The 26,014-nt window shown below is 49.8% G+C and carries 26 protein-coding genes; 11 read left to right on the forward strand and 15 right to left on the reverse strand.

The window, feature by feature from the left end:
* Positions 1-53: 53 nt before the first annotated feature.
* The 4 genes from ACG1BZ_RS04995 to ACG1BZ_RS05010 all read right to left on the reverse strand — a co-directional run bounded on the left by ACG1BZ_RS04995 (position 54) and on the right by ACG1BZ_RS05010 (position 5,946).
* Complete coding sequence (locus ACG1BZ_RS04995; RefSeq protein ID WP_413665848.1) at positions 54-2,828, reverse strand: valine--tRNA ligase; 2,775 nt, start codon at positions 2,826-2,828, stop codon at positions 54-56.
* A 173-nt stretch (positions 2,829-3,001) separates the two neighbouring features.
* The gene (locus tag ACG1BZ_RS05000; protein WP_413664644.1) at positions 3,002-3,904 is read right to left on the reverse strand and encodes a hypothetical protein; all 903 of its coding nucleotides are present in this window, start codon (positions 3,902-3,904) and stop codon (positions 3,002-3,004) included.
* 24 nt (positions 3,905-3,928) lie between these two features.
* Complete coding sequence (locus ACG1BZ_RS05005; protein WP_282933987.1) at positions 3,929-4,351, reverse strand: DNA polymerase III subunit chi; 423 nt, start codon at positions 4,349-4,351, stop codon at positions 3,929-3,931.
* Positions 4,352-4,479: 128 nt separating this feature from the next.
* A complete protein-coding gene (locus ACG1BZ_RS05010) occupies positions 4,480-5,946 on the reverse strand; it encodes a leucyl aminopeptidase (RefSeq protein WP_413664645.1) in 1,467 nt (488 codons plus the stop codon).
* A 189-nt stretch (positions 5,947-6,135) separates the two neighbouring features.
* Here ACG1BZ_RS05010 and lptF point away from each other — a divergent pair, with 189 nt between their 5' ends.
* The gene (lptF, locus tag ACG1BZ_RS05015; RefSeq protein WP_413664646.1) at positions 6,136-7,269 is read left to right on the forward strand and encodes an LPS export ABC transporter permease LptF; all 1,134 of its coding nucleotides are present in this window, start codon (positions 6,136-6,138) and stop codon (positions 7,267-7,269) included.
* Positions 7,262-8,323: an LPS export ABC transporter permease LptG gene (gene lptG / locus ACG1BZ_RS05020; protein ID WP_413664647.1), complete on the forward strand. Its 1,062-nt coding sequence runs from the start codon at positions 7,262-7,264 to the stop codon at positions 8,321-8,323. Before lptF ends, lptG begins: the two co-directional genes overlap by 8 nt.
* 13 nt (positions 8,324-8,336) lie before the next feature.
* On the opposite strand, the gene ACG1BZ_RS05025 is transcribed toward lptG, so the two are convergent.
* Positions 8,337-8,831, reverse strand: coding sequence for an RDD family protein (locus ACG1BZ_RS05025; RefSeq protein ID WP_413664648.1), 495 nt, complete (start codon positions 8,829-8,831; stop codon positions 8,337-8,339).
* 88 nt (positions 8,832-8,919) lie between these two features.
* Positions 8,920-9,408: a hypothetical protein gene (locus ACG1BZ_RS05030; RefSeq protein ID WP_413664649.1), complete on the reverse strand. Its 489-nt coding sequence runs from the start codon at positions 9,406-9,408 to the stop codon at positions 8,920-8,922.
* 165 nt (positions 9,409-9,573) lie between these two features.
* On the opposite strand from ACG1BZ_RS05030, the gene ACG1BZ_RS05035 reads away from it, so the two are divergent.
* On the forward strand, positions 9,574-9,726 hold the full coding sequence (locus ACG1BZ_RS05035) for a hypothetical protein (RefSeq protein WP_413664650.1): 153 nt from the start codon (positions 9,574-9,576) through the stop codon (positions 9,724-9,726).
* A gap of 26 nt (positions 9,727-9,752) precedes the next feature.
* Here ACG1BZ_RS05035 and ACG1BZ_RS05040 read toward each other — a convergent pair whose 3' ends face one another.
* A complete protein-coding gene (locus tag ACG1BZ_RS05040; protein WP_413664651.1) occupies positions 9,753-10,442 on the reverse strand; it encodes a class I SAM-dependent methyltransferase in 690 nt (229 codons plus the stop codon).
* Positions 10,443-10,526: 84 nt separating this feature from the next.
* Here ACG1BZ_RS05040 and ACG1BZ_RS05045 point away from each other — a divergent pair, with 84 nt between their 5' ends.
* From ACG1BZ_RS05045 to ACG1BZ_RS05060, 4 genes are read left to right on the forward strand one after another with little or no spacing between them, the layout of a single operon-like run.
* Positions 10,527-12,164, forward strand: coding sequence for a GMC family oxidoreductase (locus tag ACG1BZ_RS05045; RefSeq protein ID WP_282933980.1), 1,638 nt, complete (start codon positions 10,527-10,529; stop codon positions 12,162-12,164).
* Positions 12,161-12,964 (forward strand): putative RNA methyltransferase, encoded by an 804-nt coding sequence (locus ACG1BZ_RS05050; RefSeq protein WP_413664652.1) that lies wholly within the window; start codon positions 12,161-12,163, stop codon positions 12,962-12,964. The genes ACG1BZ_RS05045 and ACG1BZ_RS05050 overlap by 4 nt, the downstream gene beginning before the upstream one ends.
* Positions 12,965-13,000: 36 nt before the next feature.
* A complete protein-coding gene (tadA, locus tag ACG1BZ_RS05055; RefSeq protein ID WP_413664653.1) occupies positions 13,001-13,456 on the forward strand; it encodes a tRNA adenosine(34) deaminase TadA in 456 nt (151 codons plus the stop codon).
* Positions 13,443-13,880: an ion channel gene (locus ACG1BZ_RS05060; RefSeq protein ID WP_192879377.1), complete on the forward strand. Its 438-nt coding sequence runs from the start codon at positions 13,443-13,445 to the stop codon at positions 13,878-13,880. Before tadA ends, ACG1BZ_RS05060 begins: the two co-directional genes overlap by 14 nt.
* 11 nt (positions 13,881-13,891) lie before the next feature.
* Here ACG1BZ_RS05060 and ACG1BZ_RS05065 read toward each other — a convergent pair whose 3' ends face one another.
* Positions 13,892-14,995, reverse strand: a complete 1,104-nt coding sequence (locus tag ACG1BZ_RS05065; protein WP_413664654.1) for a glycosyltransferase family 25 protein — start codon at positions 14,993-14,995, stop codon at positions 13,892-13,894.
* 280 nt (positions 14,996-15,275) lie between these two features.
* On the opposite strand from ACG1BZ_RS05065, the gene ACG1BZ_RS05070 reads away from it, so the two are divergent.
* On the forward strand, positions 15,276-16,481 hold the full coding sequence (locus tag ACG1BZ_RS05070) for a multidrug effflux MFS transporter (protein ID WP_413664655.1): 1,206 nt from the start codon (positions 15,276-15,278) through the stop codon (positions 16,479-16,481).
* Between the two features lie 99 nt (positions 16,482-16,580).
* On the opposite strand, the gene ACG1BZ_RS05075 is transcribed toward ACG1BZ_RS05070, so the two are convergent.
* Positions 16,581-17,081, reverse strand: a complete 501-nt coding sequence (locus tag ACG1BZ_RS05075; RefSeq protein WP_413664656.1) for a lactoylglutathione lyase family protein — start codon at positions 17,079-17,081, stop codon at positions 16,581-16,583.
* A gap of 90 nt (positions 17,082-17,171) precedes the next feature.
* Between ACG1BZ_RS05075 and ACG1BZ_RS05080 the strand changes: the two genes are divergently transcribed.
* Positions 17,172-18,041, forward strand: coding sequence for a LysR family transcriptional regulator (locus ACG1BZ_RS05080; protein ID WP_413664657.1), 870 nt, complete (start codon positions 17,172-17,174; stop codon positions 18,039-18,041).
* Positions 18,032-18,907, forward strand: a complete 876-nt coding sequence (locus ACG1BZ_RS05085) for a deaminase (RefSeq protein ID WP_413664658.1) — start codon at positions 18,032-18,034, stop codon at positions 18,905-18,907. Before ACG1BZ_RS05080 ends, ACG1BZ_RS05085 begins: the two co-directional genes overlap by 10 nt.
* 11 nt (positions 18,908-18,918) lie before the next feature.
* Here the strand turns inward: ACG1BZ_RS05085 and ACG1BZ_RS05090 are convergent, their stop codons facing one another.
* Complete coding sequence (locus tag ACG1BZ_RS05090) at positions 18,919-19,821, reverse strand: LysR family transcriptional regulator ArgP (RefSeq protein ID WP_413664659.1); 903 nt, start codon at positions 19,819-19,821, stop codon at positions 18,919-18,921.
* Positions 19,822-19,951: 130 nt separating this feature from the next.
* Here ACG1BZ_RS05090 and ACG1BZ_RS05095 point away from each other — a divergent pair, with 130 nt between their 5' ends.
* Positions 19,952-20,572, forward strand: a complete 621-nt coding sequence (locus ACG1BZ_RS05095; protein ID WP_282933969.1) for a LysE/ArgO family amino acid transporter — start codon at positions 19,952-19,954, stop codon at positions 20,570-20,572.
* 97 nt (positions 20,573-20,669) lie between these two features.
* Here the strand turns inward: ACG1BZ_RS05095 and ACG1BZ_RS05100 are convergent, their stop codons facing one another.
* The 5 genes from ACG1BZ_RS05100 to ACG1BZ_RS05120 all read right to left on the reverse strand — a co-directional run bounded on the left by ACG1BZ_RS05100 (position 20,670) and on the right by ACG1BZ_RS05120 (position 25,981).
* Positions 20,670-21,776 (reverse strand): acyltransferase family protein, encoded by a 1,107-nt coding sequence (locus tag ACG1BZ_RS05100; protein ID WP_413664660.1) that lies wholly within the window; start codon positions 21,774-21,776, stop codon positions 20,670-20,672.
* Between the two features lie 205 nt (positions 21,777-21,981).
* Positions 21,982-23,148, reverse strand: coding sequence for a patatin-like phospholipase family protein (locus ACG1BZ_RS05105; RefSeq protein ID WP_413664661.1), 1,167 nt, complete (start codon positions 23,146-23,148; stop codon positions 21,982-21,984).
* Between the two features lie 548 nt (positions 23,149-23,696).
* The gene (locus tag ACG1BZ_RS05110; RefSeq protein ID WP_413664662.1) at positions 23,697-24,716 is read right to left on the reverse strand and encodes a cytochrome-c peroxidase; all 1,020 of its coding nucleotides are present in this window, start codon (positions 24,714-24,716) and stop codon (positions 23,697-23,699) included.
* Positions 24,717-25,181: 465 nt separating this feature from the next.
* Complete coding sequence (locus ACG1BZ_RS05115) at positions 25,182-25,559, reverse strand: hypothetical protein (RefSeq protein WP_413664663.1); 378 nt, start codon at positions 25,557-25,559, stop codon at positions 25,182-25,184.
* A gap of 62 nt (positions 25,560-25,621) precedes the next feature.
* Positions 25,622-25,981 (reverse strand): hypothetical protein, encoded by a 360-nt coding sequence (locus ACG1BZ_RS05120; protein WP_413664664.1) that lies wholly within the window; start codon positions 25,979-25,981, stop codon positions 25,622-25,624.
* Between the last annotated feature and the right edge of the window lie 33 nt (positions 25,982-26,014).

Below are 26,014 nucleotides of genomic sequence, written 5' to 3' on the forward strand. Positions count from 1 at the left end.
GCCCCCTTTTTTAAGTCAGATCCGCTTTTTATCGGAGCGGATTACCAGAACCCTTACAGGTTATTGATTTCCTCAAGTTGCTGTTGCAAACGCTCGTGAGCACCTTTCATTTCCGCGAGCTTGTCCTTTTCCTTGGCAACAACGGCTTCTGGAGCTTTATCTACAAACTTAGGATTGTTGAGTTTGCCTTCAACTCGTGCGAGTTCTTTGGAAAGTTTATCAATCTCTTTTTGTAGACGGGCGCTCTCGGCTTTAACGTCGATCAGGCCAGCCATGGGTACCAGCAATTCCATATCGCCTACCAGGGCCGTGGCGGAGGCTGGTGCAGCTTCTCCACTTTCCAGCCAGGTGATTTCTTCGAGGCTCGCCAGTTTGATCAACAGGCTGCGGGCTTGCTCCAGCAGTTCTTGGTCACGGCTGGAACCACCGCGCAGGATCAGTGGGATTTTCTTCGCTGGGGAAATATTCATTTCACCGCGAATATTACGCACGCCTTCAATAACCTGCTTCAACCAGGCAACAGCCGCTTCCGCTTCCTCGTCGATCTTGGTGCTGTCGGCCTCTGGGTACTGCTGCAGCATAATGGTGTCACCGTTGGAACCGGCGAGGGTTTTTACACGCTGCCAGATTTCTTCGGTGATAAACGGCATCAGCGGGTGGGCCAGACGCAAAATGGTTTCCAGTACGCGGATCAGGGTGCGGCGGGTGCCTTTCTTCACTGCGTCGGAGGCGTTGTCGTCCCACAGTACCGGCTTGGACAGCTCCAGGTACCAGCTGCAGTACTCGCTCCAGATAAAGTCGTACAGGGCCTGGGAGGCGAGGTCGAAGCGGTAGGTATCCATGGCTTCGCGTACGGTGATTTCGGTGCGCTGCAGCTGGGAAATAATCCAGCGGTCGGCGATAGTCAGTTCGAAATCCGTGCTGCCATCCTGCCCACAATCGTGCTCTTCGCAGTTTTGCAGAACGTAGCGGGAGGCGTTCCAGATCTTGTTACAGAAATTGCGGAAGCCTTCGATACGGCCCACATCAAACTTGATGTCGCGGCCGGTGGAAGCCAGCGAGTAGTAGGTGTAGCGCAGGGCATCGGTACCAAAAGCAGAGAAGCCTTCGGGGAAGTCCTTGCGGGTTTGCTTTTCGATCTTCTCGCGTAGGTGAGGTTGCATCAGACCAGAGGTGCGCTTCTCTACCAGGGGTTCCAGGTCGATACCGTCGATCAGGTCGATAGGATCGATCACGTTGCCCTTGGATTTGGACATCTTCTGGCCGTGGTTGTCGCGCACCAGGCCGTGTACGTACACGGTGTTAAACGGTACTTCTTTCTTGAAGTAGAGGGTCAGCATCATCATGCGCGCGACCCAGAAGAAAATAATATCAAAGCCGGTGACCAGTACGGAGCTGGGGTGGAAGGCTTTCAGTTCTTCGGTATCTTCTGGCCAGCCCAGGGTGCCGAAGGTCCACAGGCCGGAGGAGAACCAGGTGTCGAGTACGTCGTCGTCCTGGCGCAGGCTGATGTCGGCGCCCAGGTTGTGCTTCTCGCGCACGTCCTCTTCGCTGCGGCCAACGTAGACTTTGCCTTCGTTGTCGTACCAGGCGGGGATGCGGTGGCCCCACCACAGCTGGCGGGAAATACACCAGTCCTGGATATCGCGCATCCAGGAGAAGTACATGTTTTCGTAGTTTTTCGGTACGAACTCAACGCGGCCATCTTCAACGGCGGCGATGGCTTCATCGGCCAGGGGCTGGGTTTTTACGTACCATTGATCGGTGAGCCAGGGCTCGATCACGGCGCCGGAACGGTCTCCGTGAGGCACCTTGAGGGTGTGGGGCTCTACTTTTTCCAGCAGGCCGAGGGCGTCCAGGTCATCGACAATTTGGGTGCGCGCGGCAAAGCGCTCCATGCCCCGGTATTTTTCCGGCACTGCGTCGTTCAGGTGGGCGTCGGCATCGAGGATGTTAATCATCTCGAGGTTGTGGCGCTGGCCCATTTCGTAGTCGTTGAAGTCGTGGGCTGGGGTGATTTTCACACAGCCGGTGCCGAATTCACGATCGACGTATTCGTCGGCAATAATCGGGATTTCGCGATCCGCCAGGGGCAACTTGATGGTCTTGCCGATCAGGTGCTGGTAGCGCTCGTCTTCCGGGTGTACGGCTACGGCGGTATCGCCGAGCATGGTTTCCGGGCGGGTAGTGGCAACTACTAGATGGCCGGAGCCATCGGAGAGCGGGTAGCGGAAGTGCCACAGGTGACCCTGCTTTTCTTCGTTTAATACTTCCAGATCTGAGATCGCAGTGTGGAATTTCGGGTCCCAGTTCACCAGGCGCTTGCCGCGATAAATCAGGCCGTCTTCATACAGTTTGATAAAGACTTCCTGCACCGCTTTGTAGAAGCCGTCGTCCATGGTGAAGCGTTCGCGGGACCAGTCGGGGCTGGCGCCGAGGCGGCGCAGCTGGCGGGTAATGGTGCCGCCGGACTCTTCCTTCCATTCCCAGACCTTCTCAATAAACTTGTCGCGGCCCAGGTCGTGGCGGGATATGCCTTCGGCGCCCAGCAGGCGCTCTACCACCATCTGGGTGGCGATACCGGCATGGTCGGTGCCCACTTGCCACAGGGTGTTGTCTCCCTGCATGCGGTGGTAGCGAATCAGGGCGTCCATGATGGACTCCTGGAAACCGTGGCCCATATGCAGGCTGCCGGTGACGTTCGGCGGCGGGATCATAATGCTGTAGGGCTTGGCCTCAGTATCCCCGGAAGGCTTGAAGTAGCCGTTCTCCTCCCAGGTTTTGTACCACTGCTGTTCGATGGCGTTGGGCTGGTATGTTTTGTCCATGCGGGCGGGAAACCTTGTGTTTAACTGACTGCGTGCACAGCGTTTTGGCTCAGGATAGTCTGGTGCTTGCTCGGGCTGCGCGGAAAAGGCGGCAATTATACCGCCGGGGTCTGGTGGGAAAAAGGCGGTATTTGAGCTTAGGGAGTTATTCGGAGGCTCCCTTAGGCCGCCTCTTAATCCCAAACGCCGAGCTCGTCGACCACGTGTTCTATTTGGGCGCGCAGGCGGCGCTCCAGTTTGGGCAGCTGCTGGGCGACGAGTTGTTCGATCAACTCCTGGCGCTGGCGCTCTTTGGCGGAGGGCTCAGGGTCTGCGGCCGGATCTTCTTCGGCGGCTTGGGCCTCAGTGCTTGGAAGTTCAACTTCTTTTTTGGCTTCAGGGGCTGGGGCCACTGTTGTTGGAGCTTCTGCTTCTACTTCCGGGGCCGGGGGCACTGGGGCTTCGGTTACTTGGGTATTTTCTTCAGCTGGCAGGGGCCGTCCACCGGTGAGGCGGGAGCGAATGTGATTTGGCAGGAACGGATTTTCCGCTCGGGGCTCCGGCTGCGGTTCGGGCTGTCTCTCCGGTTGGGCCTTTGGGAAAACTTCAGCTTTGGTTTCCCGGGAATTCTGCTCTAACGGTGTTTCAACCGGTTTATCTTCAACGGGCTCTTCTTCGATTTGCCCGGTTTCTGCGGAAGCCTGTGGTTCCTCATCCTCTACAGCCAGCTCTTGAAGCGGGCGCAATAGAGCCAGGTCAGACTCTGCCAGCGACAGGGATTGCTGGGCCAGCATCTCTTCTTCAACCGGTGAAAATAAAATCGGCAGGTCGATATCTTCCAGTGAGGTGTCGATATCTTCGAACTCACTGGTAGCCGGTGTCCCACTGGGTTTTGGTATGTCGGCAATAGTGGGAAGTGTGGGGGGCTCTGGGGTTACAGGATTACCCTGCTTGGCCACCTGGCTGAGCACGGGGATTTCTTCATTGTTCTCGTCGGTGACAAGCAAGTTGTGCAGTGAATTAAGTTCATCCAGAAATTCACTGGGCTGCTTGCGCTGCTGTCCGCGGTGCTTGTGTTTGTTTTTTTTGCCGGACATGACTCTCGGACGTAGTTAGAGGCTCTAATTGATCTTATGGGATTGTAACGGATATCCGCGATCGCGGAAGTGACCAAATCGCAATCGGGACCGTTTTAATGGTTCCGGTTGTTGGATCACAACTTCTGCCAAGCGTTCAAAGCGGCTAAACCATTTGGGTACTTTGGAGCAGAGATTGATCAGTAAGCCGTGGTGATCTGCGGGGTCTTCTCCGCTATTAATTTCTATTTGCGCCTGTTGGTTTTCAGTTTGCGGGGCGTGGGGCAGAAAACTGTCCTCGCGAAATGTCCATAGCAGTTGATCCATCTGTTCCGCCCGTTGCGGGTCGTCCACCGCGATTAATACACGCATACCCGCGCGGAAGGCTTTCTCAGCCAGGCGGCAGGCAAAAACATCGGCGTGTTCCGGTTGGTCGGAAGAGAGAATATAGAAATCAATGCGAGTCATTTCAGATACTGGTCAAATAATCCCGGCCATATTGATACGCCGCCAAAAGCAAAAGCGGCCCATTAATTAATGGACCGCCCGGCGGCCGGGCACCGATGGTGCCGGCGGCTATTGTGCGCTTTGGCTACTTATTTGCCCAGTAGATATTCAACCAGTAGAGGAACCGGACGGCCGGTTGCACCTTTCTGTGCGCCGGACTTCCAGGCACTACCGGCAATATCCATATGTGCCCACTTGTAGTCTTTGGCAAAACGCGCCAGGAAGCAGGCAGCGGTTACTGAACCGGCTTCGCGTCCACCGATGTTTTGGATATCGGCAAAATTGGAATCCAGGGAGGACTGGTACTCGTCCCACAGTGGCATTTGCCATGCGCGGTCGCCAGTAGTTTCGCCGGCCTGGAGAAGGCTCTTGGCCAGTTCTTCGTTATTGGCGTAGAGACCGGTGGCGTGATGGCCCAGGGCGATAACACAGGCACCGGTGAGGGTGGCGATATCAATCACTGCGCTGGGCTTGAACTTGGCTGCGTAGGTGATCGTATCGCAAAGAACCAGGCGGCCTTCGGCATCGGTGTTGAGGATTTCGATGGTTTTGCCGGACATGGAGGTCACAACATCACCGGGCTTGCTGGCGCGGCCGCTGGGCATATTTTCAGCAGCGGCAACCAGGCCTACTACGTTGATAGAAGGCTGCAGTTCAACCAGGGCGTTCATTACGCCGAAGACACTGGCGGCACCGCCCATGTCGTATTTCATTTCGTCCATAGCCTGGCCCGGCTTGATGCTGATGCCGCCGCTATCGAAGGTGATGCCTTTGCCGACCAATACCACAGGTTTTTCGCTGGCCTTGCCACCTTTGTAGTTCATGGCAATCAGGGCGGGGGGCTCGTCGCTGCCTTTGGAGACGCTGAGGAAAGCACCCATGCCCAGGGCTTTCATTTTCTTTTCGTCCAACACGCTGGTGGTAAGCTTTGCGTGTTTTTTAGCCAGTGCCTTCGCCTGGGCAACCAGGTAGTTGGGGGTACAGATATTGCCTGGGAGATCCCCCAAATCACGGGCGACATTGCTGCCCAGTGCTTGAGCGGCACCCACTTCCATGCCGCCTTGAATAGCTTTCAGCTGCTTTTTCTCTGGGGCGTGGATGGTGAATTTCGCCAGGGGCAGGGGCTTAGCATCGGTGCGGGACAGGGTGTAGCGATAGCTTGCCAGACCGGCGGCCATGGCGATTTGCTGTGCTTTCCAGCGATTATCGGCACCTTCAACCTCTACTTCGCAGAGGTAGCTCGCGGCTTCTTTAAAGTTCTTTACTCCATTGGCACTGCTGGCTGCCAGCTTGCGGAATTCCGCCTGGCTGATGGTGCCTTTACCGGTGCGTACGACCAGAACGCGCTCGCTGGGAACGTCGATAAGATTGATCAGCTGGATGCTGCCGGATTTGGCCCCCAAGTCCCCGCGCTTGAGGATTTTTGCAATCATTCCCCCAGTCAATTTATCCAGGCTTTTTCCACTTTCGCTGAGGTTATTTTTGGCATCTGCTGAAATAATAGAGCAGGCGCTGCGTTGTTTACTGATATCTGCAACCTTGGCGGAGAACTGCATTTTTCGCTTTCCTTAAAATCTGACAATAGATTGCATGTCTCTAGGCCGAGACATAGCAAGAATTTTTAGTGATAATGCGTCGCACAAGTTTAACCCGCCTGCCTGTGGATTGCTGTACCTAGAGGGAAACTTGCTCGTTTTTGATTCAGACACCATCACACCGCTGTCACCAAGGAATTTGTTCGCCCTGTGATTATTTTTCGCTATCTCTGCCGCGAGCTGCTGTTTGCCACGCTAGCGGTTAGCGCAATTTTGCTGTTAATTGTGATGAGCGGCCGATTCGTGAAATACCTGGCGGAAGCTGCCGCCGGTGATATTTCGGCGAATATCCTGTTCTCCCTGATGGGGTTCCGTTTACCGGGATTCCTGGAACTGGTATTACCGCTGGGCCTGTTTGTGGGGATTCTCCTCTCCTATGGCCGCCTCTATATAGAAAGTGAAATGACGGTTCTGCACGCCTGTGGCTTTAGCGATTGGCGTTTGCTGGGCTATACCATGATTCCAGCACTGATGCTGGCGCTGGTGGTGGCGTCCATGAGCCTGTATTTCTCTCCGGCAGGTATGGAGCGTTCCACCAGCCTGTTAAATGCAGAAAAGGCGCGCAACGAATTTGATCACCTGGTACCAAAAAGATTTGTGTCCTCCCAGGGCGGCCGCGCGGTTTATTACGCCGATGCGCTGAGCGAGGACAAGTCCACCATGTTGGGGGTGTTCCTGGCTGAGTTGGGTGGTGCGGAAGAGGAAACTGAGGCAGACCAGCAGATTGTCATCCGCGCTCGTGAAGGTGTACAGGAGATAGATCCTGAGACAGGCCTGCGCTATTTGGTACTGCGCGACGGTTTTCGCTATGAGGGTGTTCCCGGTGAGCGGGAATACCGCCAGATGAAATTTGACAGTTACTCGGTGATTCTGGAGGTGCCTCGCGAGCGCAGCCGCTTGCAGGACCAGATGGAATCGGCTTCAACCCTGGATCTTCTTAAAGGCGATGATCCGCAACAGAGGGCCTACCTCTACTGGCGCTTCAGCCTTCCGATATTGGTATTGGTGGTTGCAGTACTCGCAGTGCCATTATCCCGTACCAACCCTCGCCAGGGGCGTTTTGCGAAGATGATCCCGGCCATTCTGCTGTATATCACCTACCTGGTAATCCTGCAGGGTGTCAGGGGGGCGATTGAGGACGGCAAGATTTCCAATCCGGCAATGATCTGGCTGGTTCACCCGCCGTTCCTACTGCTCGGCTTGCTGTTGTTAGCGGGAAGAAATTGGCGCAAGGCGCCGCCCAAGCGTTTGCCCGAGGGTGTGAAGGAGTCGCCAGGTGAGTAAGCTCGATTTATATATCGCCCGCACCGTTATTGTTGCTGTGGGTGGCGCACTGATGATTATTCTTGGCCTCACTGTGGTCTTTGCATTAGTGGACCAGTTGGGGGAGCTGAAGAAGGATTACGGCTTTATCGATGCCCTGAAGTATGTGGGTTGGACATTGCCGGCGCGTATCTATGAACAGCTGGGCTTTTCCGCCCTGGTTGGATGTCTGGTGGGATTGGGTTCATTGGCAGGTACCAGTGAGCTGACCGTTATGCGGTCTGCCGGAGTCTCAATCGGTCGGATTACCTGGGCGGTGATGAAGCCCATTATGTTGCTGATTTTACTGGGCTTGGGCCTGGCGGAATTTGTTATTCCCAAGACCAATGTAATTGCCGAGAGTGACAAAGCCCGGGCATTGGGTGAGCTGGAGGCGAGCGGTCTGGAAAGTGGCCTGTGGCTGAAAGACAGCGGCGAGTTTGTTCATTTCAATGCGGCACTGCCGGATGGTGAACTTTACGGTGTTACCCGCTACCACTTCGGTGCTGATCGAGAACTGGAGCAGGTGGAGTTTGCTGAACGCGGCCATTTTGATGGCAAGCGCTGGGAGCTGGAGAATAGCCGCACGACCATCTTCACCGGTGAGCATACCGAGAGTGAAGTACTGCCTACGACCGAATGGAAGGCGGAGATTTCGCCTGAGTTATTCGCTTTGGTGGTGCCTTTGCCAGCGGACCTGTCACCGCGCAGTCTGTGGGCTTACGGCAAATTCCTCGATCGCAAGGGGGAAGACTCCAGTCGCTACTGGCTGCAGTTCTGGAAAAAAGTATTGCAGCCTCTCACTATCGCCAGTCTGGTGATGGTGGCGATCTCCTTTATTTTTGGCCCTCTGCGGGAAGTAACCACCGGACTGCGTGTGTTTACCGGATTGGTGGTTGGCCTGGTGTTCCAGTTTGTCCAGGATATGCTGGGGCCATCTTCCCTGGTATTTGGCTTCCCGCCTTTCCTCGCGGTGTTACTACCGATATTGCTGTGCTTTGGCGCGGGATGGTATCTACTGCAGCGGGCCCGTTAGGGCCCCTGGCCTTCTACTTTTTAGACTTCTTGGGAAGTACGCGCACCTCGGATTCGGAGATAAGGTCATGCCACGTGGCCTTGTCGGATCTGGCCCAGGCAGAGAAGTAACCGAGTCCCAAACAAGCAATAGACAGTGGCGCTACGATGGCGCGAAGGATGCACTGGCGCCAAGTGAGCTGGGCTCCGTTTGGGCTCGCCAGCAGCAGACGCCAGGCGCGCATCCCCACAGTTTGACCCGCAGCCCTCCAGGACCAGAAGTAATACCCTACGATAACCGCTAGAGCGCCCAGCTGGAAGAATGGTCCGCTGACACAGGGGTTGTAGTCATTTGCCTCGGGCTGGCAGTTGAGGCCCACCACGGTAGAGGCAACCATCAGCGCGATAAAGCCGTAAACCACCAGTAGGCCCATAAGTATCAGGGTGTCGTAGAGCAGTGCGGCCAGGCGTGGACCCACCCCGGCAACAGGGAGTTCAGGAAAGGATTTGGGGGTGTTCGAGCTACTCACGGTTATCTCCGCCGGTTTTAAGTGGCGGAGATTCTAACAAACCTGTAAACGGGGAAGGAGAGGTAGCGCGCCTGAGTTCAGGGGCTCCCTAAAACTCCAGCTCAAAAGAGAACTTGAATTTGTCGTCGGACAGAGAGATGCCGTAGTCCACCGAGCTGCCAATCTTGCCCTCGTTGTTGGTGTAACGGAGCAACCCTGTACGTGCGGCGCGGGAGTTCTGTGTCTTGTACGTTTCTAGGCCCATTCGCAGGATTTTGGATAATGCCTTGCCACCTTTCAGGGGCTTAAACTTATCTGGATTGGTGTGCATCTGCAGCCACTGGTAATTCAGGCGTCGCTGTACGTTGCTCATACTATTGGTGCGCAAGTACTCGGCGGCCTGGACCAGTGCTTCGTTATCCATAGCAAATGCACTGTCGGAGAAAAACAGACTGCCGGATTCCATATTCAGGGTTTCATGGGAATCCGGGATAAATAACTCATCGGCAGAACAGACGCAGCACGCGGGCAGAAGAAATAGGCCAACGGTTTTTGGCACTAGTTGATTGGCGCTGAATCGGAAACTGCAGAGTAGCATTCTGTTTACCCCTGGGTGTCAACTTCTCATTTCGATGGCCGCAAGCGGTCGTTGAATTTATTATGGGTCACCCTTAACAAAGCATTTTTTCGAATTAATTAGGCGGCTGATGCAACTCCACTTACTGGACAGTCCGAAAAAGTCATCTCTTTCCTTGGAGGCCGCATGAAATGGATACTTTTTCATTTTTGTCTAAGTGGTCGCGAGCGTGAGCAGGAGCCCGCCAATGTTTTTTTATTATTGTTTTGGTATTTCTGTGCCAATGCTGATGAAAAAATTGTCTTGAATAGCTCCTCTTTCCACCGGATCGGGGCTTAGGTGCCAGGAAAGAGTTCCAAAATGCGCTACCGCAAAATTCTCCCACAAATAATCAGTGAGGATGGGGTTGGTTGGCTATCGGCTCTGGGTTCGTAAATCGCTTCTATGGCAAAGCTGTTGTTGCGAAATAGCTGGACCCAACTTTCCAGGGTGCGGAAATACCAGGGAGCGGCCTCTTCAAAATCTCCGTCAATACCTTCCCAAGATCCCGGGCGCCATCCATCTCGATAGGGCTCATTACCACAGGCCTGATGGGGGTGAAGAGTTTGGATGACAAAGTACCCACCGGGCAGCATTAACTCGCGTGCATGGCTGAATAGTTGCTCGACAGATTCCTTTCCGATGAGGGAGAAGTTGCACACGATAAGTTCAAACTGCTGTTCCAGTTTTTCGGCGCAAATTTCTTCGTATTGCAATCGCCGGTAGGACTCATTGGCGCCTGCTCGAGCGCTGGCAATATCCACTAAATCTTTAACGCCATCGACACCACAGACTCGAATACCTTGCTCCGCCAGTTTTCTACTGAGCCAGCCTTCACCGCAACCGATATCTAAAATACTCGTAGGTTGGTACGCCATGATTGTGCTGACAATGGCGGCATCAGTGATCAGTCGGCGGCTGGGAATGGCGGCATTGTCTACTACTTTAGTCCACTCATGAGCATTCTTATGCCAGCAGGTGAGTACCTGATCATCACTGAATTCGGAATTGGGCATGCTTGGGTGACCTCCAGCCTGTCATTATTCACAGCTTGAGTGTACCGTCAGTGGACCATCCAGCTACAAAGGTGCTGAGGTCCCATGTCCACTCAAATGATTTTTGATTATGTGATCGTAGGTGCCGGCTCCGCCGGTTGTGTTTTAGCAAATCGGCTCAGTGCCGAAGAGCAGAATCGAGTTTGTCTTCTGGAGGCGGGTCCTAAAGATCGGAGCCCCTTGATCTCCATCCCTGTCGGTATTGGCGAGTTACTACCGGGTACTCGCTATAACCTACACCACCATACCACGCCACAAAAGCACCTGAATGACAGGAAACTGTTTTGGCCGAGGGGCAGGACCCTCGGGGGCAGTAGCTCTATAAATGCCATGGTTTATATCCGTGGTAATAGTGATGACTACGATGCCTGGGAAGCAGAGGGTAATCCCGGTTGGGGCTGGAAAGGTTTGTTGCCTTACTTCTTAATGTCGGAAGGCAATGAACGGGGTACTGATGCGCACCACAGTGGCTACGGCCCTCTGTCGGTCTCGGATTTAAAGTGGAAAACCCGGTCGGGGCATGCTTTTTTACGCGCAGCTGAGTCCCTGGGACACCGGCCGAATAACGATTTCAACGGCAGCCAGCAAAATGGCGTGGGTTTTTACCAAGTAACCCAACGGCGCGGGCGCCGCTGCTCTGCGGCTACAGCTTATCTGCACCCAGTTTCCAGCCGCTCTAACCTACATGTTCGTACCAACAGTCAGGTGGCGAGGATTATTCTCCGGGGAGAGAAAGCGACCGGCGTCGAATTGCTTGATGGCACTAAAATCCTGGCGAACAAGGAAGTGATTTTAAGTGCCGGTGCTATCCAGTCGCCACAGCTATTAATGCTGTCCGGTATTGGGGATCAGGACCAATTGCGTAAATCTGGAGTGACTTCGCAAGCGCATCTTCCCGGTGTTGGGAAAAACCTACAGGACCACCTGGATATCATCCAAGTAGTGGAAGCCTCTGAAGCGGTTAGCTTTTCCGAGGCACTATGGCCAAAGCTTCTCACAGCAATGCGCCTGCCAGAACTGATCTTTTTAAATAAAGGGCCCTTAACCAGCAATGTGGCCGAGGCGGGGGGCTTTGCCAGTTCCAGTCTGGCGGGGGGCAACCCGGATATTCAGTTCCACATGACGGCAGTCCCGACTTTCCAGCACGGGTTTAATAAGCGTACTTGCTACGGTTACTCCCTTCACGCCTGTGCCTTGAGGCCTAAGAGTCGCGGTGAGATCACTCTGGACTCCACCGATCCACGCAAACTGCCCAGAATTGAACCCAACTACCTGAGTGAGCCCGAGGATCTGCAGGTAATGGTGGAAGCATTTGAAATGGCACAGGATATCCTCGCTCAGGAGGAACTGAGTCGCTACAAGAAAAAGTCCTTGCGCCCAGAGCAGAAGTTGAGTGATAGAGAGTCAATCATCCACTATATTCGCCAGCATGCAGAATCCATCTACCATCCGATAGGTACCTGTCGAATGGGGAGTGATGAATTGGCTGTAGTGGACAGCGAGCTAAAAGTACACGGTGTGGATGGACTGAGGGTTGTGGACGCCTCCATAATGCCCACCCTGATCAGTGGCAATACCAATGCGCCTGTGATCGCTATTGCGGAGAAGGCGGCAGATTTGATTATGCAGCGGTCTTCGCGCTCGTTTGTAAAAGAGAATAGACACACTCAGGAAGTTGAATGATTTGGCAATGCCCGCTTTGTGCTGCCCCCTTAACTCTAGGAAAAGATACTTGGCACTGTACCAATCGACATAGTTTTGATCGCGCGCGTGAGGGCTACGTCAATTTGTTGCCCGTTTATCGCAAGCGCCGCAAAGATCCCGGTGACTCTTCGGAGATGCTTCACGCGCGGCGGCGCTTTCTTCACGCCGGTTACTATCGGCCTTTGGTTGATAGTATTTCGGCGCTCTTGCCCTACAAGCCCGGCCGCCGTTTATTGGATATCGGTTGCGGTGAGGGGTATTACCTGCGGGAGCTTGAGTCCGCTGGCTGGCATGGTCACGGCCTTTCCGGTATCGACATTTCAAAATCCGGCGTGCGTATGGCGGCCAAGCGCGACAGTGGCGCCCAGTTTGTGGTTGCCAGCAATGTGAATTTGCCGGTGGTTTCGGAGTCGGTGGATAACCTGCTGAAGATCTTTGCCCCAGCCCCCGATCATGAAATGGAGCGGGTAATCAAAACCGGTGGCCATTTGGTAGACGTATCCCCTGGCCCTGATCACTTGTGGTCACTAAAGAAGTACCTCTATAAAGAGCCGCGTAAACATCCCGCACCCAAAGTGATTGAGAAATTGACGCCGGAAGTCGATATGCGTTGCTGTTTCCCTTTCGTATTGAAGGGCAAGCAGGCCATTGCAGATTTTCTCGCTATGACGCCTTTTGCCTGGAAGGGCAACCGTGAAGAACGGCAGAAACTCGAAGAGCGCGACAGCCTGGAGCTGGAAGCGGACTTTGTTATTCGTCGTTTTATTAAACATAAATAACAGGCATTTGCTAGGTAGAGGTAATAGAGCAGCGTTATGGCGACTCCCAGAGACTTTGGATTTATGCGGCGAGCCCTGGAGCTTGCACAACTCGCTGCTGAGCGCGGTGAAGTACCGGTAGGTGCGGTTTTGGTCCAGGATGGAAAAATCATAGGAGAGGGCAGTAATCGCCCGATTGGGAATTGTGACCCCAGTGCCCATGCGGAAATCGTAGCCCTGCGGCAAGCGGCAGATAAACAACAAAACTACCGCCTGCCAAACACCACTTTATATGTGACGATTGAGCCCTGTACTATGTGCTTTGGCGCAATGGTACATGCGCGGGTAGGGCGGCTGGTATACGGCGCTACCGAACCCCGGGCCGGCGTTGTTGAGAGCCAGCTGGAATTGGCACAAGCCAACTTTTTCAATCACAAGATTACGGTGGAGTCGGGAGTCATGGCGGAAGAGGCAAGCAATTTAGTGCGCGAGTTCTTTCATGATCGACGCTGATCTGGCATTTGCTTTTGTGGTGAATTCAATAGTTGTCGCCACCGTCGTCCTGATTCACCACGAAGTATTGAGTGCCCTTGCCCGGATTGGCCGCTGGATTCCGATCAAGCATAACCTGGCGATTGTCCTGGGGGTGTTTGGCGCACTGATCGCCCACGTGGCTGAAATATGGCTGTTTGCCTACTGCTACTACTTTATGGTGAATTCGCCTTATTTTGGTACTTTGGTGGGCAACTTTAATGGCAGCCTGTTGGATTGCGCCTATTTCTCATTCACCACTTATACCTCACTGGGTTTCGGTGATATCGAGCCCTTGGGACATCTGCGTTTTACTGCTGGCCTCGAAGCCCTTACGGGACTGGTAATGATTACCTGGACCGCTTCTTTTATGTTTTTAAAAATGCAGCGTTATTGGGAGAATTGATCGCAGGGTTCTTAAGATTTAATTCGCGCCGTACGCCCTGTGCGTTGTGTGGGTTTTTCTGCTGGATAGAACTCTTTTGAGTGGAGCCTTAAATAAAAGTGCCTGCCCACACTGCGCCAGAGTTTTCCGAAAGGGTGCAGCCAATAGAGCCACCGGGCGACTTTCGTGCGGTGGATATTGGATTTAACAATATTGGAGATGTGTTCGTTTTCCCACAGAAGGTGGGGTTCAACGCCATACAGTTTTAGATCAAATTGCCAGAAGTGATCGAATACCTTGTCGATGGGTTCGAAAATACGGCTGGCATATTTTAAGACTTTCTCCATACCGCGCCGGTTAATCAAATATCCCTGTGCCCCACACCACCCCCGCTCTGGTCGTACTAACTGATGAACACCGTCATTCAAGGTTTGCACGACTTTTCGCTTGCGGACTTTAAGTCCCATCAGTCGAATCATCTCGATATTTTCAGGGAGTTGCTCTAACTCCGCTAAGACGCGGCCAAATGAGGGTTCTAGCTGTACATCATCTTCCAGAATACAGACCCGGTCCAAGCCGGAGCGGTATGCCCGGCGAATTGCTCTCAAGTGGGCGAGATAGCATCCAATTTCGGAGCTTTTGAGTTCGCACAAGTGGCGCCACCGGGTGACGTTACTTGCGATATGCTCATCATCTTCCAGTTCCGGAATGCCTGAGCGCCCATCAATCCCCTCAATCGTGTTGATATGCAGTCGCTGCATTTTCCCGGCGCTGAGTAATAGATCAACGTCATCACTGTTTGGTTGCAGAGTGATAATCCAACAGGGGGTATTGGCGATATAGGGTCGCTGACGGCGGCCGCGCGGGGTAATTGGGCGCCTAGAGCTTAAAGGGAGGCGGCGACGTTGTCTTGTTGGTGGGGAAAGCGGGTGCCGCTTGGGCTTGTGGCTGGTAGCAGCCAGCAGGCCAGGCAAAACTTCCTGAGCTACCACAGTTGCTAGAATGACAGGGCTTTTCCACCAAGAGGCGCTGAACAAGTGCCGGGCACCACAGGAGCCCCTTGGACGCTTGGAGGTCAGGGTTGGAAAACCTTTAGTTATACCGTCTGCAGACGGTATAGAAGCGTCATGGGCCATTAACTCCCCTGATCTTATGGTCCTAAGTTAAGTTGCTACGATTGAAGGTTAAGGTTTGACCTGCCAGTCCGAAAAGGATGAGGAAACTTACTACTGGGGTGGAAGGAAAGAATACACCGCACTCGAGACACGCTGTGAATACATCCCTGTAAGCTCCTAATCGGCATCCATGCCTCATAGGGTCCCAAGCGCGGTGTATTCTTTCCTTCTCCCTTTTTAGTATTTGTGAGAGGTGTCTTGTAGAGGTGCCAAGGTGGAGTTGGCTCAATAGGGGCTGTGGATGAACTCAGGCTTTATAAAAATGGCATTGATCCTGGGGCTTTTGAGCTCTGTTGGTCCTATGGCCATTGATATGTATCTGCCTGCATTGCCTGCGATGACAAAGGCCCTCGGTACCTCAACCCAGGTCGCGTCCTATACGCTGATGGCCTATTTTATTGCGTTCGGGGTATGTCAGATTTTTTATGGCCCCGCTTCCGATATGTTTGGCCGCAAACCGCCGCTCTATTTTGGTTTGCTGGTTTTTACTTTTGCATCTATTTGTTGTGCCCTGGCAACCACTATCGAGTGGTTGATTGCCTTTCGCTTCCTGCAAGGGGTGGGTGCTGCCTCGGTAATGTCGATTCCCCGAGCAATAATTCGAGATTCTTATACGGGTACTCAAGCAACTCGCCTTCTCACGACAGCAATTCTTGTCCTTTCAATTTCTCCTATGTTGGCGCCATTAATTGGTAGTCTGCTATTAATTTCGTTTGGTTGGCGCAGCATATTTTGGGGGATATCCATTGCTACTTTTTTAAGTCTGATACTTGCTATTACAAGCCTTCACGAGACCTTACCAGTGAATAAGCGCATACCATTTAAAATAGGTGCGCTGCTTGAGTCTTATTCGATATTGCTACGTGACCCCATCTATATAGGACTTACTTGTATAGGAGGGTTTGGCTTCGCTAGTGTACTTGCTTTTTTTGCGGCAGCTTCATTCCTATATACGAATTACTACGGATTGACCCCAACCGAATTTAGTCTCGCCTTTGCTCTGAATGCGCTTAGTTTCTTCCTGTCGAGTCAATTTTCGGCAAATTTCGGTGCCCGTTTAGGGATGGTGAAGCTGGTGAAGTGGGGTGTGACTGGATTTGTAATAAGCTCGGTGACTATGTATTTAGTAATAGAGGCCGGTTTTGATCATCTCGTACTACTGATATGCATGCTTATCGTGTGTAATATGTTTCTTGGTTTGGTTCTTCCGACGGCATTTATTCTTTCCATGGAAAGACATGGCCCTATAGCGGGAACGGCTTCTGCCCTGGCTGGTACTATGCAGTTATCAATCGGGGCTGTAGCTATCCTGATAACCAGTTTGGTTTTTAATGGAACACCAGAATCGCTTGCTGGGGTAATTGCGGTGTGTGGAATTTTGGCCTTTGTGGTTTCCTGGTTGGTTTTGCGTAATGTAGTCAGTATCACAGCAGACCAGAACGATTGAGTAATACCAAAATAAATTAAGTAATAGGGAATTGCTCTGTATAGGCATTTCACTCAGCATCGTTCGAGTGATGCTGAGTGAACTCTGGAGTACTTATTATCAGTAGGCACCAGCACTGTAGATCAGCTCATAGCTGTGGCTGTAAATTTCCAGAATGTTGCCAAAAGGATCTTCCATATAAATCATGCGATAAGGCTTTTCACCGGGGTAGTAATAACGAGGCTCCGGCATACGTTTTTTACCACCGGCCGCCACAATCTTATCCGCCAGTTCTTCCAGGTTAGGGTCTTGCACGCAGAAGTGAAAAATACCGGTTTTCCAGTATTCAAAATTATCTTCTGGGTTTTCCTGATTGCTAAACTGGAATAGTTCTACGCCAATCCTGTCCCCTGTCGACAAGTGAGCAATACGGAAACTACCCCAGTTTGGGCCAAATACGTCGGTGCACATTTCACCGATAGCACTTTTGTCCTCTGTGATATCTGTGGGCTTCATAATCAGGTACCAACCAAGTACCTCGGTGTAAAACTTCACAGCTTCTTCAAGGTTTGGCACTGAAATACCGATATGAGAAAAGGTTCTCGGGTATGGGCTACTCATAGCTGTCTCCTTTGTTGAATGCGGTTAAGTTACAGCCTCTAATTCATTACGTATAATTATCATTTGTAATATTTTTAAGTAGCGTTCGTAATGATAAATCCAGTGTGGTTAAGAAGCTTTTGTACTTTAGCTGAAGAGGGGCACTTCACTCGTACGGCGGATCGCTTGCATATGACTCAGTCTGGGGTCAGTCAGCATATACGCAAGTTAGAGGAGCAGTTAGGTGTCGCTCTGTTAGTCAGGCAGGGTAAACACTTCACGCTCACGGATGCTGGTGATCGGCTCTATCGGGAAGGGCAGGGGATTATTCAGAAGCTTTCCAGCCTGGGGCAAATTGTTGGTGAAGATCCTCCCCATCATGGGGATGTACGAGTAATGTGCCCCGGGAGCGTGGGGCTGAAGCTCTACCCCAAGTTATTGTCCCTGCAGAAGATCCACCAGGGTTTATCGATGAGCTGCCGTTTTGCACCCAACCTGGATGTGGAGAAGGCTATTGCGGAAAACGGCGCTGATATCGGATTAATGACTAGCCCGCCACAAGCAGAGGAGATTGACAGTCGGCCGATCGCCAGTGAAAGGTTATTGCTAGTGACGCCGGCTAAAGTGAAAACCCCTGACTGGGAGTCGCTTTTAGCGCTGGGGTACATAGGCCATCCAGACGGTATACACCATGCGAGTCTATTATTGGGAGCGAACTTCCCACAATTTAGAAGTCTTGAAGCTTTTCAACAAAAAGGGTTTTCCAATCAGATCAGCTTAATACTGGAGCCCGTTAGTATGGGTTTGGGTTTCACAGTTTTACCCGCCTATGCGGTAAGTGCATTTCGAAAGCCGAAATTGATTAAGGCACATAGCCTTGAAAATCCCGTTAGTGAGACACTGTATTTGGCGCTTAGGCGCACTCAACTTGTACCCGCCAGAGTCAGGTTTATTATTGGTGAAATGGAGAAATGGCTTTAATTGGGCTCCTAAGTATCAAAAAGCTGAACAGTTTTGGTAAAAATACCGGGTTGTTTCGCCTCCTGTTATTTTTCGCTTTATCACAATTTTCTCTTGTGGGAATAGCTAAAACCGAGAGTGTTAAAGATGAGCAAGATAAGATACTGATGTTGTTGGCTTATTCTATAGTATTCCAGGACTGGGTGAGACCTACTGATGAAAATAAAAGAGGTCATAATATTGGTGCGGTTTTATTTGATGATATTTCCAAGCACATTGGGGGAGTTCAGCTTAACTCGGTTTCAGTCTGTGAGGATAAGACCCAGCACGCTGAAGTGCGTGTAATGCAAAGATGTCTTGAGACAAAATGCTTAGGGCCTCAGACAAAATACTTAACTAATTCCAATGTCAGTATTTATACAACTCTTGAACCCTGCATGATGTGTAGTGGAATGATGATTTTCTTAGGCGTTTCACGTGTTGTATACGGGCAGACCGATCCCGACTACGGTAAAAGTATAGAGCGATTAAAGCAAAGTTATAATGGAAACTGTGGCAAGGAAAATTCTCAGTGTATCGTGGATAAGCCTGGAAATTATTACACTCGCCGTATAACGTCTGAACCGTCGAAATTAGTACAAAAAGAAAAGCTAGACGGAGCCTACTTCGCTTATGAGTTAAAGCATGGAGACCAAATAGTTAGCTTTTTATTGGGAGACGATGCGAAAGAAATTTATAAGGAATCCTATCGGGACTTCAAAAATCTAAATGTTCGACATAAGGAAAATCAACCAATATATCATCAAGCACTCTCAATCCTAGTGCAGCTGGAAAATGGTGAACTGCAGCTGGACTACTGTCCATACTGGCAGTTGCACCATCACTAATTACTCAAGAACTACTGACTCAGGGCTTTTCGAGCATGCTCTGTGAGGTTGATAGTGATCTCTTTAATCAATTTCGATTTTAAGTTCCAAACATGCCAGTAAAGAGGAATCTTCAAATACTGGTCTTCAGCGAGTTTCACCAGCTTTCCGCTTTTTAGCAGGCTGGCAATCTGAATATCTGGCGCCATTCCCCAACCCAGCCCCAGAGTTAAGAAACTGAGGAAGCTCTTTGAAGAGGGGATTTCATGAGATGGGTACTGACCAGTCTCCACTCCCCAAAACTGTTTAAGGTAACGACTCTGCAATTGATCCTTATAGTTGAACTCCACTGTGGGAGCGTAGTGGAGCTCTTCAACCTTAATCGGGTCTGAAAAAAACTTCTTCTTAAAAGCCTTGGTGCATACCGGGTAATAGGCCATGTGACCGAGCAGTACCGATTGGCAGCCCTGGAGGTTACTGGTTGTTGAACTGATACAGCCAATGACTTCACCATTCTTCAGCAGTTCATGGGTAGCGTCCTGATCGTCGACCTTTAGATCCACGAGCAACTGCTGGGATCGAATCAATGGCGTGATGGCGGCCAGGAACCAGGTATCCAAACTATCTGCATTCAGTGCGATACGAACCTTATTCTGGTTGCTATAGCGGGTCTTGCCTCCCTCTGGATCGATATCAGTGAGAAGCTCTTGCTGTAACAAGTGCATTTGCTGGTAGTACCCCAAAACTTTGAGGCCGGCTTCAGTGGGCCGCAAAGGGTTGGAGCGTATCAATAGGGCTTGGCCAACCTGGCTTTCTAAGGCTTTGATTCGTTGGGAAATCGCAGACTGGCTGACATGGAGTAGGGCGGCAGCCTTGTCAAAACTGCGCTCCTCTACGACAAAGGCAAAGGCTTGGAGTTGCTTTAGGTCTAGCATAAGAATTTCTTATGAGGGATCAGTATAATTAAGTTTACTTATTCTAGTTTGACTCTTAATCTCGCGCCACTATTCAGGCCCGCAGCCCTGCGGGCACTTCCAAATTAGAGAATGAAGCACAGGAGGCATCGTGTTTTCAGGGTTGTTGCTGGCGCCGCTCGCAAAAGGTTTTTTGACTACCATCAGTTTGATTATGGCGATCGGAGCGCAGAATGCGTTTCTGCTGACGCAGAGTATCCGTCGACAATATCACTTTAGTATCGCGGCTTTATGCGTACTGATGGATATTGCCTTGATTACAGGTGGTGTGTTCCTGGTTGCAAATCTCGCACAAGCGGGTGGCGACTGGATGATCTGGCTGACCTGGCTCGGTGCTGCTTTCCTGTTCTCCTACGGTGCCATGGCTTTCCGTTCGGCCTTCACTAACAAAGGTCTTGGAGAGCAAAAAGAGTGGATGAAATCCCGCCGCTCTGCCTTGATTACCGCGGTAGCCTTAACCCTGCTTAATCCACACGCGTATGTGGACACGGTTGTACTGATTGGCTCAGTAGGGGCGCAGTATGCTGGCAATGGAACCTGGTTTTTTGTGCTGGGGGCATGTAGTGCATCCCTGCTATGGTTCACCCTTCTTTCAGTGGGTGGCAGCATGATGCAGCCGCTATTTAAGAACCCCAGAACCTGGCAAGTACTCGATGTACTGGTGGGCATTATGATGTGGACTATTGCTATCAGCTTGTTGTGGGCGCAGTAGACACTCAATAATGGCTGCTAAACATAGCCGTAGACTAATAAGTCTACGGCTATTTTTTTGCTTCGAGGCCCCTAACTTATTCAGATAGTTTTCCACACTAACTCCCCCTTAACATTTCCCCTGGCCTGTTTAACCCGCCGTTTCGATCGCTCAAAAAGCGCCCAAATTGCATGCAGGGCCTCTCCACCAACCAATAAATGGCTGCCGCCAAAGCGAAGCTAAGTAGTGTTACTGCCACAAGCAACGTGGATAGAGAAATACTTGTAAGCCCTTGTCCCCAAGGTTGGCTTATGGCCCAGTTGCCGAAAAAGACAACGACTAAATGAAACAGGTAAATGGAATAGCTGATAGTCCCTAGAGCGGCTAGATGTCGTATTGGCTTTGGTGGAAGTAATACAAAAACGAGGAAGATTGCTAAAGCGATGAAATGAGATGATACAAAGCGGAGGGGAGTTTCGCTGATCGACCTACCTAATAGGTGCATGGCCATAACGAGTAGTGGTATCGAGAAAGTCGAAACCAGGCCCCAAAGCATATAACGATAACCGCGCCTTGTTTCGTAGCAATACCTGAGTAGGGTTCCGCAGAACATAACTGCGATAGCAAAGGGGAGGTAAGTAGTGGTGGCGGGAAGCTGGGAAATTGGAGAGGATGATTGCCCTAAAAGTTGCATGCTGACAAATACTGATAGCGCCCCCCAGCACACTAAGAGTAGATATCTGGGATTCCCTAGTAGTTGAAGGGTGAACATCAGTGCGCAGAGACAGTAAAAAAGCAGCTCTGCAGTGAGAGTCCAATATAGAATCTGAACACTTTCAAACCCCATAAGACCTTGCAGCATTGTGGTATTGGCAAGAATGGTAGATGCAGAGAATGTTCGGTCAGCGAGCAACCATGTAAGTCCGATAATTGCAGTCAGAGATAACCAGTAAGCAGGATACAAGCGGAAGAAGCGGCGGATAGCAAAGCTCTTAAGAGTATGATTAGATGCAAGAAGACTGTGGGGAATGACAAAGCCGGATATTAGGAAAAAGCAAAGTACACCTATCCTGCCAAAATCCAGTTGACTGATAAATTCAGCCAGTGCCGAGCCGTGCTGGGCGATGGATGGGGTGCGGATAAATACTTCACTACTGTGTTGCCAGACAACCAAAGTTGCAGCCAGCCCCCGTAGTACATCGAGATTAAGAAGGCGTGTGTTCATTGCTAACGACCTATATCCATGGTCAATCCAAGAAGGTATGGGCATGATCTTACCTTGCCTAAGTTGAACACACTATCTGTATTCTGTGTGATTCAACTCAAATCTTCGGGCTTTCATGCATGCCAATCCATTGATGGCTTCTCATCCAAGGCAACGCTGAATGGCAAGCTCAACTGAATAGGTGAAGTATTCTCCAGCGTTATAGTTAGCCTTTGTCCGTGAGGGTGTTTACTACCTGATCAACCTCCGTTTTATTTTCCTCAAGAAGCCTATCTGCTAGAACTTTCAGCTTCTTACTTGCTTTATAGTCAAATGGGTCAACATATGGATTAACAAGCTCTACATTTAAGTAGTTATATTTTATTCGCCCTTTAGGGCTAAGGGATTGTGCGATTTCCAAAGTGTATACTTGTTGGTCATCCATGGACCTCTGTACATTAGATATAAGGTCTTTCACCCAATTAATTCTTCCCCAGTTTTTTAAGTTTCTGTAGTTGGCTTCCATTGTACTCAGTGGAGACGTTCCGGCCCCGAGAATTAGCACATAGTAGTTTTTTTCAGGAAACTCTCTAATAATTTCGCGTAAAACAATACTAGCCGGATTATTTGCGTATATACCAGCGTCGGCATAATAGCGCTGATGAATGTCCCGTCCAGTAGTTACGAACTCGACAGGTGGGTATAGAGTCTCCGCACTAGCTGCCGCTGTTACAAGTTGATACAGTGTGTCTGTGGGCAGTTTACTGACTGCTTCACCACGGTTTTTGAATAGTTGAAGCTGGCCCATATGAATATTGAGAGAGGGGATGATGACGTAGTTCTTCAGGCTCGTAAACTTCAATTTGTCAGTGTAATGCTTTTCCATGGTTTCGCTTAAGCGTTCACCGCTAAAGCGAGGGGAGATAAAACCATTAAAGGTTAGCAATTTGTGATACCAGGGTACGGAGAATACGTATCGGCTATCTTGTTTATAAATATCAATAATTTTATCACTTTGGGATTTAAGGTTTTCAATCCCTGGATGATTATCGTCAAATGATTCTTGAGTCACATTGAGGCCAGTAGCGATGATGGCGCCAGTGGATACTCCACTAAAAACATCAAACAATTCATCAATAGGTTTGCCAGTCTGCTCTTCAATATGTTGAATAACATAGAGTGGTATTAAACCACGTATTCCACCGCCATCTATGATAAGGATGTTGATAGTATCTTTGTCTTTAAGGGGAGCATTACTCTTAATAAACTCTTTAGTAACAGGGTGGGCGTCATACTGAATACTTTGGGTCAGTCGATAATTGTAGACGTACACCAAGCCTAAAAACGCTATGATTACTAGTATGGTGAGGGCTGACGCTAGCCGAAGTTTCATTGATCTTCCTGAACGCTAAACTCTTAATACAGTGAGTGTGGCAAATCAGATTAGTTTTATTTCTTTGGGTTATTTAAAAGTTACTTAAGGCTGTTTTCTTATCTTGCTTTGGGACTGTGATAGGAAATTAAGCACTATTGGGGGTTCTTATTCGAATGAGAAAAAAATCGTAATTTCTATTCTCTTAGTTCCTTATGGAAAATTTCACTATCTATAAAGCGAAAAGCACATAAAGTAATCTGATGACTGAATGCCCAGGTATTGAACAGTAATTTAATGGAACTCTCTCAAGTCGGCGGCTGAAGACTGCACATTTCCCTTCGGACTTTATTTTACGGGCTTGATATAAGTATTGATGGCGCGCTAGAAATTATAAGTTGGTCGGTAATCAGGAAACCGTTTAGTCTACTGACTGTTGTGTCTTATACACAAAGTAACCGCAGGGTTGAATGGTTACAAGTTATCAATGAGCTAGTGACTGGAAACCCGTGAGCTCAGCCAAAATTGATTAGAGCGAAAGATGCCCACCCCGAAGGGTGGGAAATAGTTTAATGAGCTTGATGTTCTAAAGCGTTTAGGAAAGTTGCAATATCATTTACCTGTTGTGTGCTCAATTTCTGTCCCAATTGGTACCAAGCCATATCGTAAATTGCCTGCTCAATGGTTTCTACACGCCCGTCGTGGAAGTAAGGAGCACTTCTACTGACGTCGCGTAACATTGGAACTTTAAACATCATTTTATCGTTTTCAAGGCCTGTAACTTTATAACGACCTAAATCTTCTTGGTGTGGATATTGGTTGACCAGCCCCATCTTCTGGTACATGTTTCCACCCAAGGTTGCTCCATTGTGGCATGCTGAACAACCAGTGTTGATAAAGGTTTGCAGGCCCTTTAACTCGCTTTTTGTCATAGCCTGATCATCACCATTTATAAAATCATCAAAACGATCATTTGTAATCAGTGTGCGCTCAAACGCAGCTATGGCCCCAGCAATATTGTCGTAAGAGATAGCATTCTCTTTACCAAAGGCGTGTTTGAAACTTTCTTGATATTCGGCAATTTTTGAAATCTTTGCCACAACAGCCTCTTCTGAAGGCATTCCCATTTCTACAGGGTTTAGAATTGGACCTTTGGCCTGTTCCTTCAGGTCCTCTGCGCGACCATCCCAAAATTGAGCCACCTGGAACCCGGAATTCCAGACCGTTGGAGAGTTTCGGTCACCCTTGGTGCCAGGTAAGGCTCCCGGTGATGTCGCTTCATTGTCAACGCCCGAGCCGTTGTAGTTCCCTACTTGATGGCAGCTGTTACAGGACTGGCTATCATTGACTGAAAGCCGTTCGTCCATGAACAGTGTTCTTCCAAGCTCAACCATCGCTGGGGTGTCATTCTCACTGCCTGGCATAGTTTCTGAGAGAGTGCCGAACATAATTTTGGATTGCTGACGTAATTGATTTATATCAACTTCGGCCGCTGCCGATACAGTTGTTGATAGTAAGCTTGCTGCCGCTATCAAGCCGCCAATGATTGGAAGCTTGAGATCTCTTTTCGAAAAAATTTTCTTAATCACTTTGGTATCTCTCCCACATCTCAAAAAACAATGACAACTAACCTATTTTTAATCAAAGTTAGGCGGCGCCACTATATAGGGAAGCTCGTTCGGCTGATACCATGATTTAACAAAAAAAGCCGTGTATTTTTAGAATATCCAGAATCGTTCACAAAATACTTTTTCAGATATTATTCAGAACTCGGACTATACATTGAGTGCACTGGATTTGGAGAGATTGAAGTCTTGCTATTTGCCTTTGAAAATTGCAGGGCAATTTCTGAGATGGAGAGAAAGTGTAGGATACGGAAGATACTTATCAGTATCTCTGAAGAGAAATGATTCGTATTTCTGCTAACCGGTTGGCGGTGTAATATCTGCTTGAACGGTAAATGACTCCTTAATTATCTGAATGTGGTTAACTTCTTAGTTAGAGTTTTTAGATTTTAGGAAGCTATTAATCTTATTGTTATATCTTGTTAAAGTTTATATTGGTCTACGCACTCTAAATAGAGGCGTTTCGCTACCTATCAAGCTGCCGGGCTTAGTAAGAGTCTCTTCGATTATTCCGCTGCAAGGGCTGGGCAGCTCAATTGTGTAAGTTCCAAAATCAGCAACGAGTATCGTTTGTCCACCGTAAATTGGATAATCAACACCAACCATGACTTCTACTACCTCACCAAGTTCTTTTGGGCGGACTGAGCCCGTCAAAGGTTCTTGTTCGTGTGGAATCGAATCAAAAGAGGGTGCGCGTACAATTCCGTCTGTTGGAAAGCGCTCTTCCTCTGGGGATATTCTTTCGCCGCTTTCAATGGAACTTATGCCAAGAGCACCATTTATATAATTTAGTATGAATTTCCACATGTCTTTCTAAGATATTTTATAACTCTATCTTGCTTTAAATGGATAAAGTTATCTTTGTCGAATTACTTAGGGCTACTGACAAGAGAAAGGTCTCTGATGAATATTGTATCTGGATCATCATCATCTCTCCAAGCAATGCCTTTATCAAGAATGATTCCTTGAGCTATCAAAGAATCAACAACTTTATTTGTTACTTCTTTATAGTGCTCAAGGTCGCTTCGCGATCCGTTGACAAACGGCCAGTCGTCGTATGTATCTGATACAAAATCCACGTTATCATTGTGATGTTGAGCCTTGTACCACTTTACTATATAAGCAGATAAGGGGTTACTAAGAATTTCACCCATAGTATTGACGGGTAAATGAAGGAATATAATCTGCTCTTTTTTTGTATTATTTACAAGTGAGTATCCAACTGTCATATTTACTCATGTTTAATAATGGGTGTTTATTGA

Source organism: Microbulbifer sp. CNSA002, from assembly GCF_047324085.1.
Classification (GTDB): Bacteria; Pseudomonadota; Gammaproteobacteria; order Pseudomonadales; family Cellvibrionaceae; genus Microbulbifer.

Coding starts and splice junctions, on each gene's coding strand:
- ACG1BZ_RS05005 (WP_282933987.1), bottom strand. CDS start 4,351: ATGACTCGCATTGATTTCTATATTCTCTCTTCCGACCAACCGGAACAC.
- ACG1BZ_RS05040 (WP_413664651.1), bottom strand. CDS start 10,442: ATGCCCAATTCCGAATTCAGTGATGATCAGGTACTCACCTGCTGGCAT.
- ACG1BZ_RS05045 (WP_282933980.1), top strand. CDS start 10,527: ATGTCCACTCAAATGATTTTTGATTATGTGATCGTAGGTGCCGGCTCC.
- ACG1BZ_RS05050 (WP_413664652.1), top strand. CDS start 12,161: ATGATTTGGCAATGCCCGCTTTGTGCTGCCCCCTTAACTCTAGGAAAA.
- ACG1BZ_RS05070 (WP_413664655.1), top strand. CDS start 15,276: ATGAACTCAGGCTTTATAAAAATGGCATTGATCCTGGGGCTTTTGAGC.
- ACG1BZ_RS04995 (WP_413665848.1), bottom strand. CDS start 2,828: ATGGACAAAACATACCAGCCCAACGCCATCGAACAGCAGTGGTACAAA.
- ACG1BZ_RS05035 (WP_413664650.1), top strand. CDS start 9,574: ATGAAATGGATACTTTTTCATTTTTGTCTAAGTGGTCGCGAGCGTGAG.
- ACG1BZ_RS05065 (WP_413664654.1), bottom strand. CDS start 14,995: ATGGCCCATGACGCTTCTATACCGTCTGCAGACGGTATAACTAAAGGT.
- ACG1BZ_RS05090 (WP_413664659.1), bottom strand. CDS start 19,821: ATGCTAGACCTAAAGCAACTCCAAGCCTTTGCCTTTGTCGTAGAGGAG.
- tadA (WP_413664653.1), top strand. CDS start 13,001: ATGGCGACTCCCAGAGACTTTGGATTTATGCGGCGAGCCCTGGAGCTT.
- ACG1BZ_RS05030 (WP_413664649.1), bottom strand. CDS start 9,408: ATGCTACTCTGCAGTTTCCGATTCAGCGCCAATCAACTAGTGCCAAAA.
- ACG1BZ_RS05060 (WP_192879377.1), top strand. CDS start 13,443: ATGATCGACGCTGATCTGGCATTTGCTTTTGTGGTGAATTCAATAGTT.
- ACG1BZ_RS05120 (WP_413664664.1), bottom strand. CDS start 25,981: ATGACAGTTGGATACTCACTTGTAAATAATACAAAAAAAGAGCAGATT.
- ACG1BZ_RS05000 (WP_413664644.1), bottom strand. CDS start 3,904: ATGTCCGGCAAAAAAAACAAACACAAGCACCGCGGACAGCAGCGCAAG.
- ACG1BZ_RS05080 (WP_413664657.1), top strand. CDS start 17,172: ATGATAAATCCAGTGTGGTTAAGAAGCTTTTGTACTTTAGCTGAAGAG.
- ACG1BZ_RS05085 (WP_413664658.1), top strand. CDS start 18,032: ATGGCTTTAATTGGGCTCCTAAGTATCAAAAAGCTGAACAGTTTTGGT.
- ACG1BZ_RS05010 (WP_413664645.1), bottom strand. CDS start 5,946: ATGCAGTTCTCCGCCAAGGTTGCAGATATCAGTAAACAACGCAGCGCC.
- ACG1BZ_RS05105 (WP_413664661.1), bottom strand. CDS start 23,148: ATGAAACTTCGGCTAGCGTCAGCCCTCACCATACTAGTAATCATAGCG.
- ACG1BZ_RS05100 (WP_413664660.1), bottom strand. CDS start 21,776: ATGAACACACGCCTTCTTAATCTCGATGTACTACGGGGGCTGGCTGCA.
- ACG1BZ_RS05115 (WP_413664663.1), bottom strand. CDS start 25,559: ATGTGGAAATTCATACTAAATTATATAAATGGTGCTCTTGGCATAAGT.
- ACG1BZ_RS05075 (WP_413664656.1), bottom strand. CDS start 17,081: ATGAGTAGCCCATACCCGAGAACCTTTTCTCATATCGGTATTTCAGTG.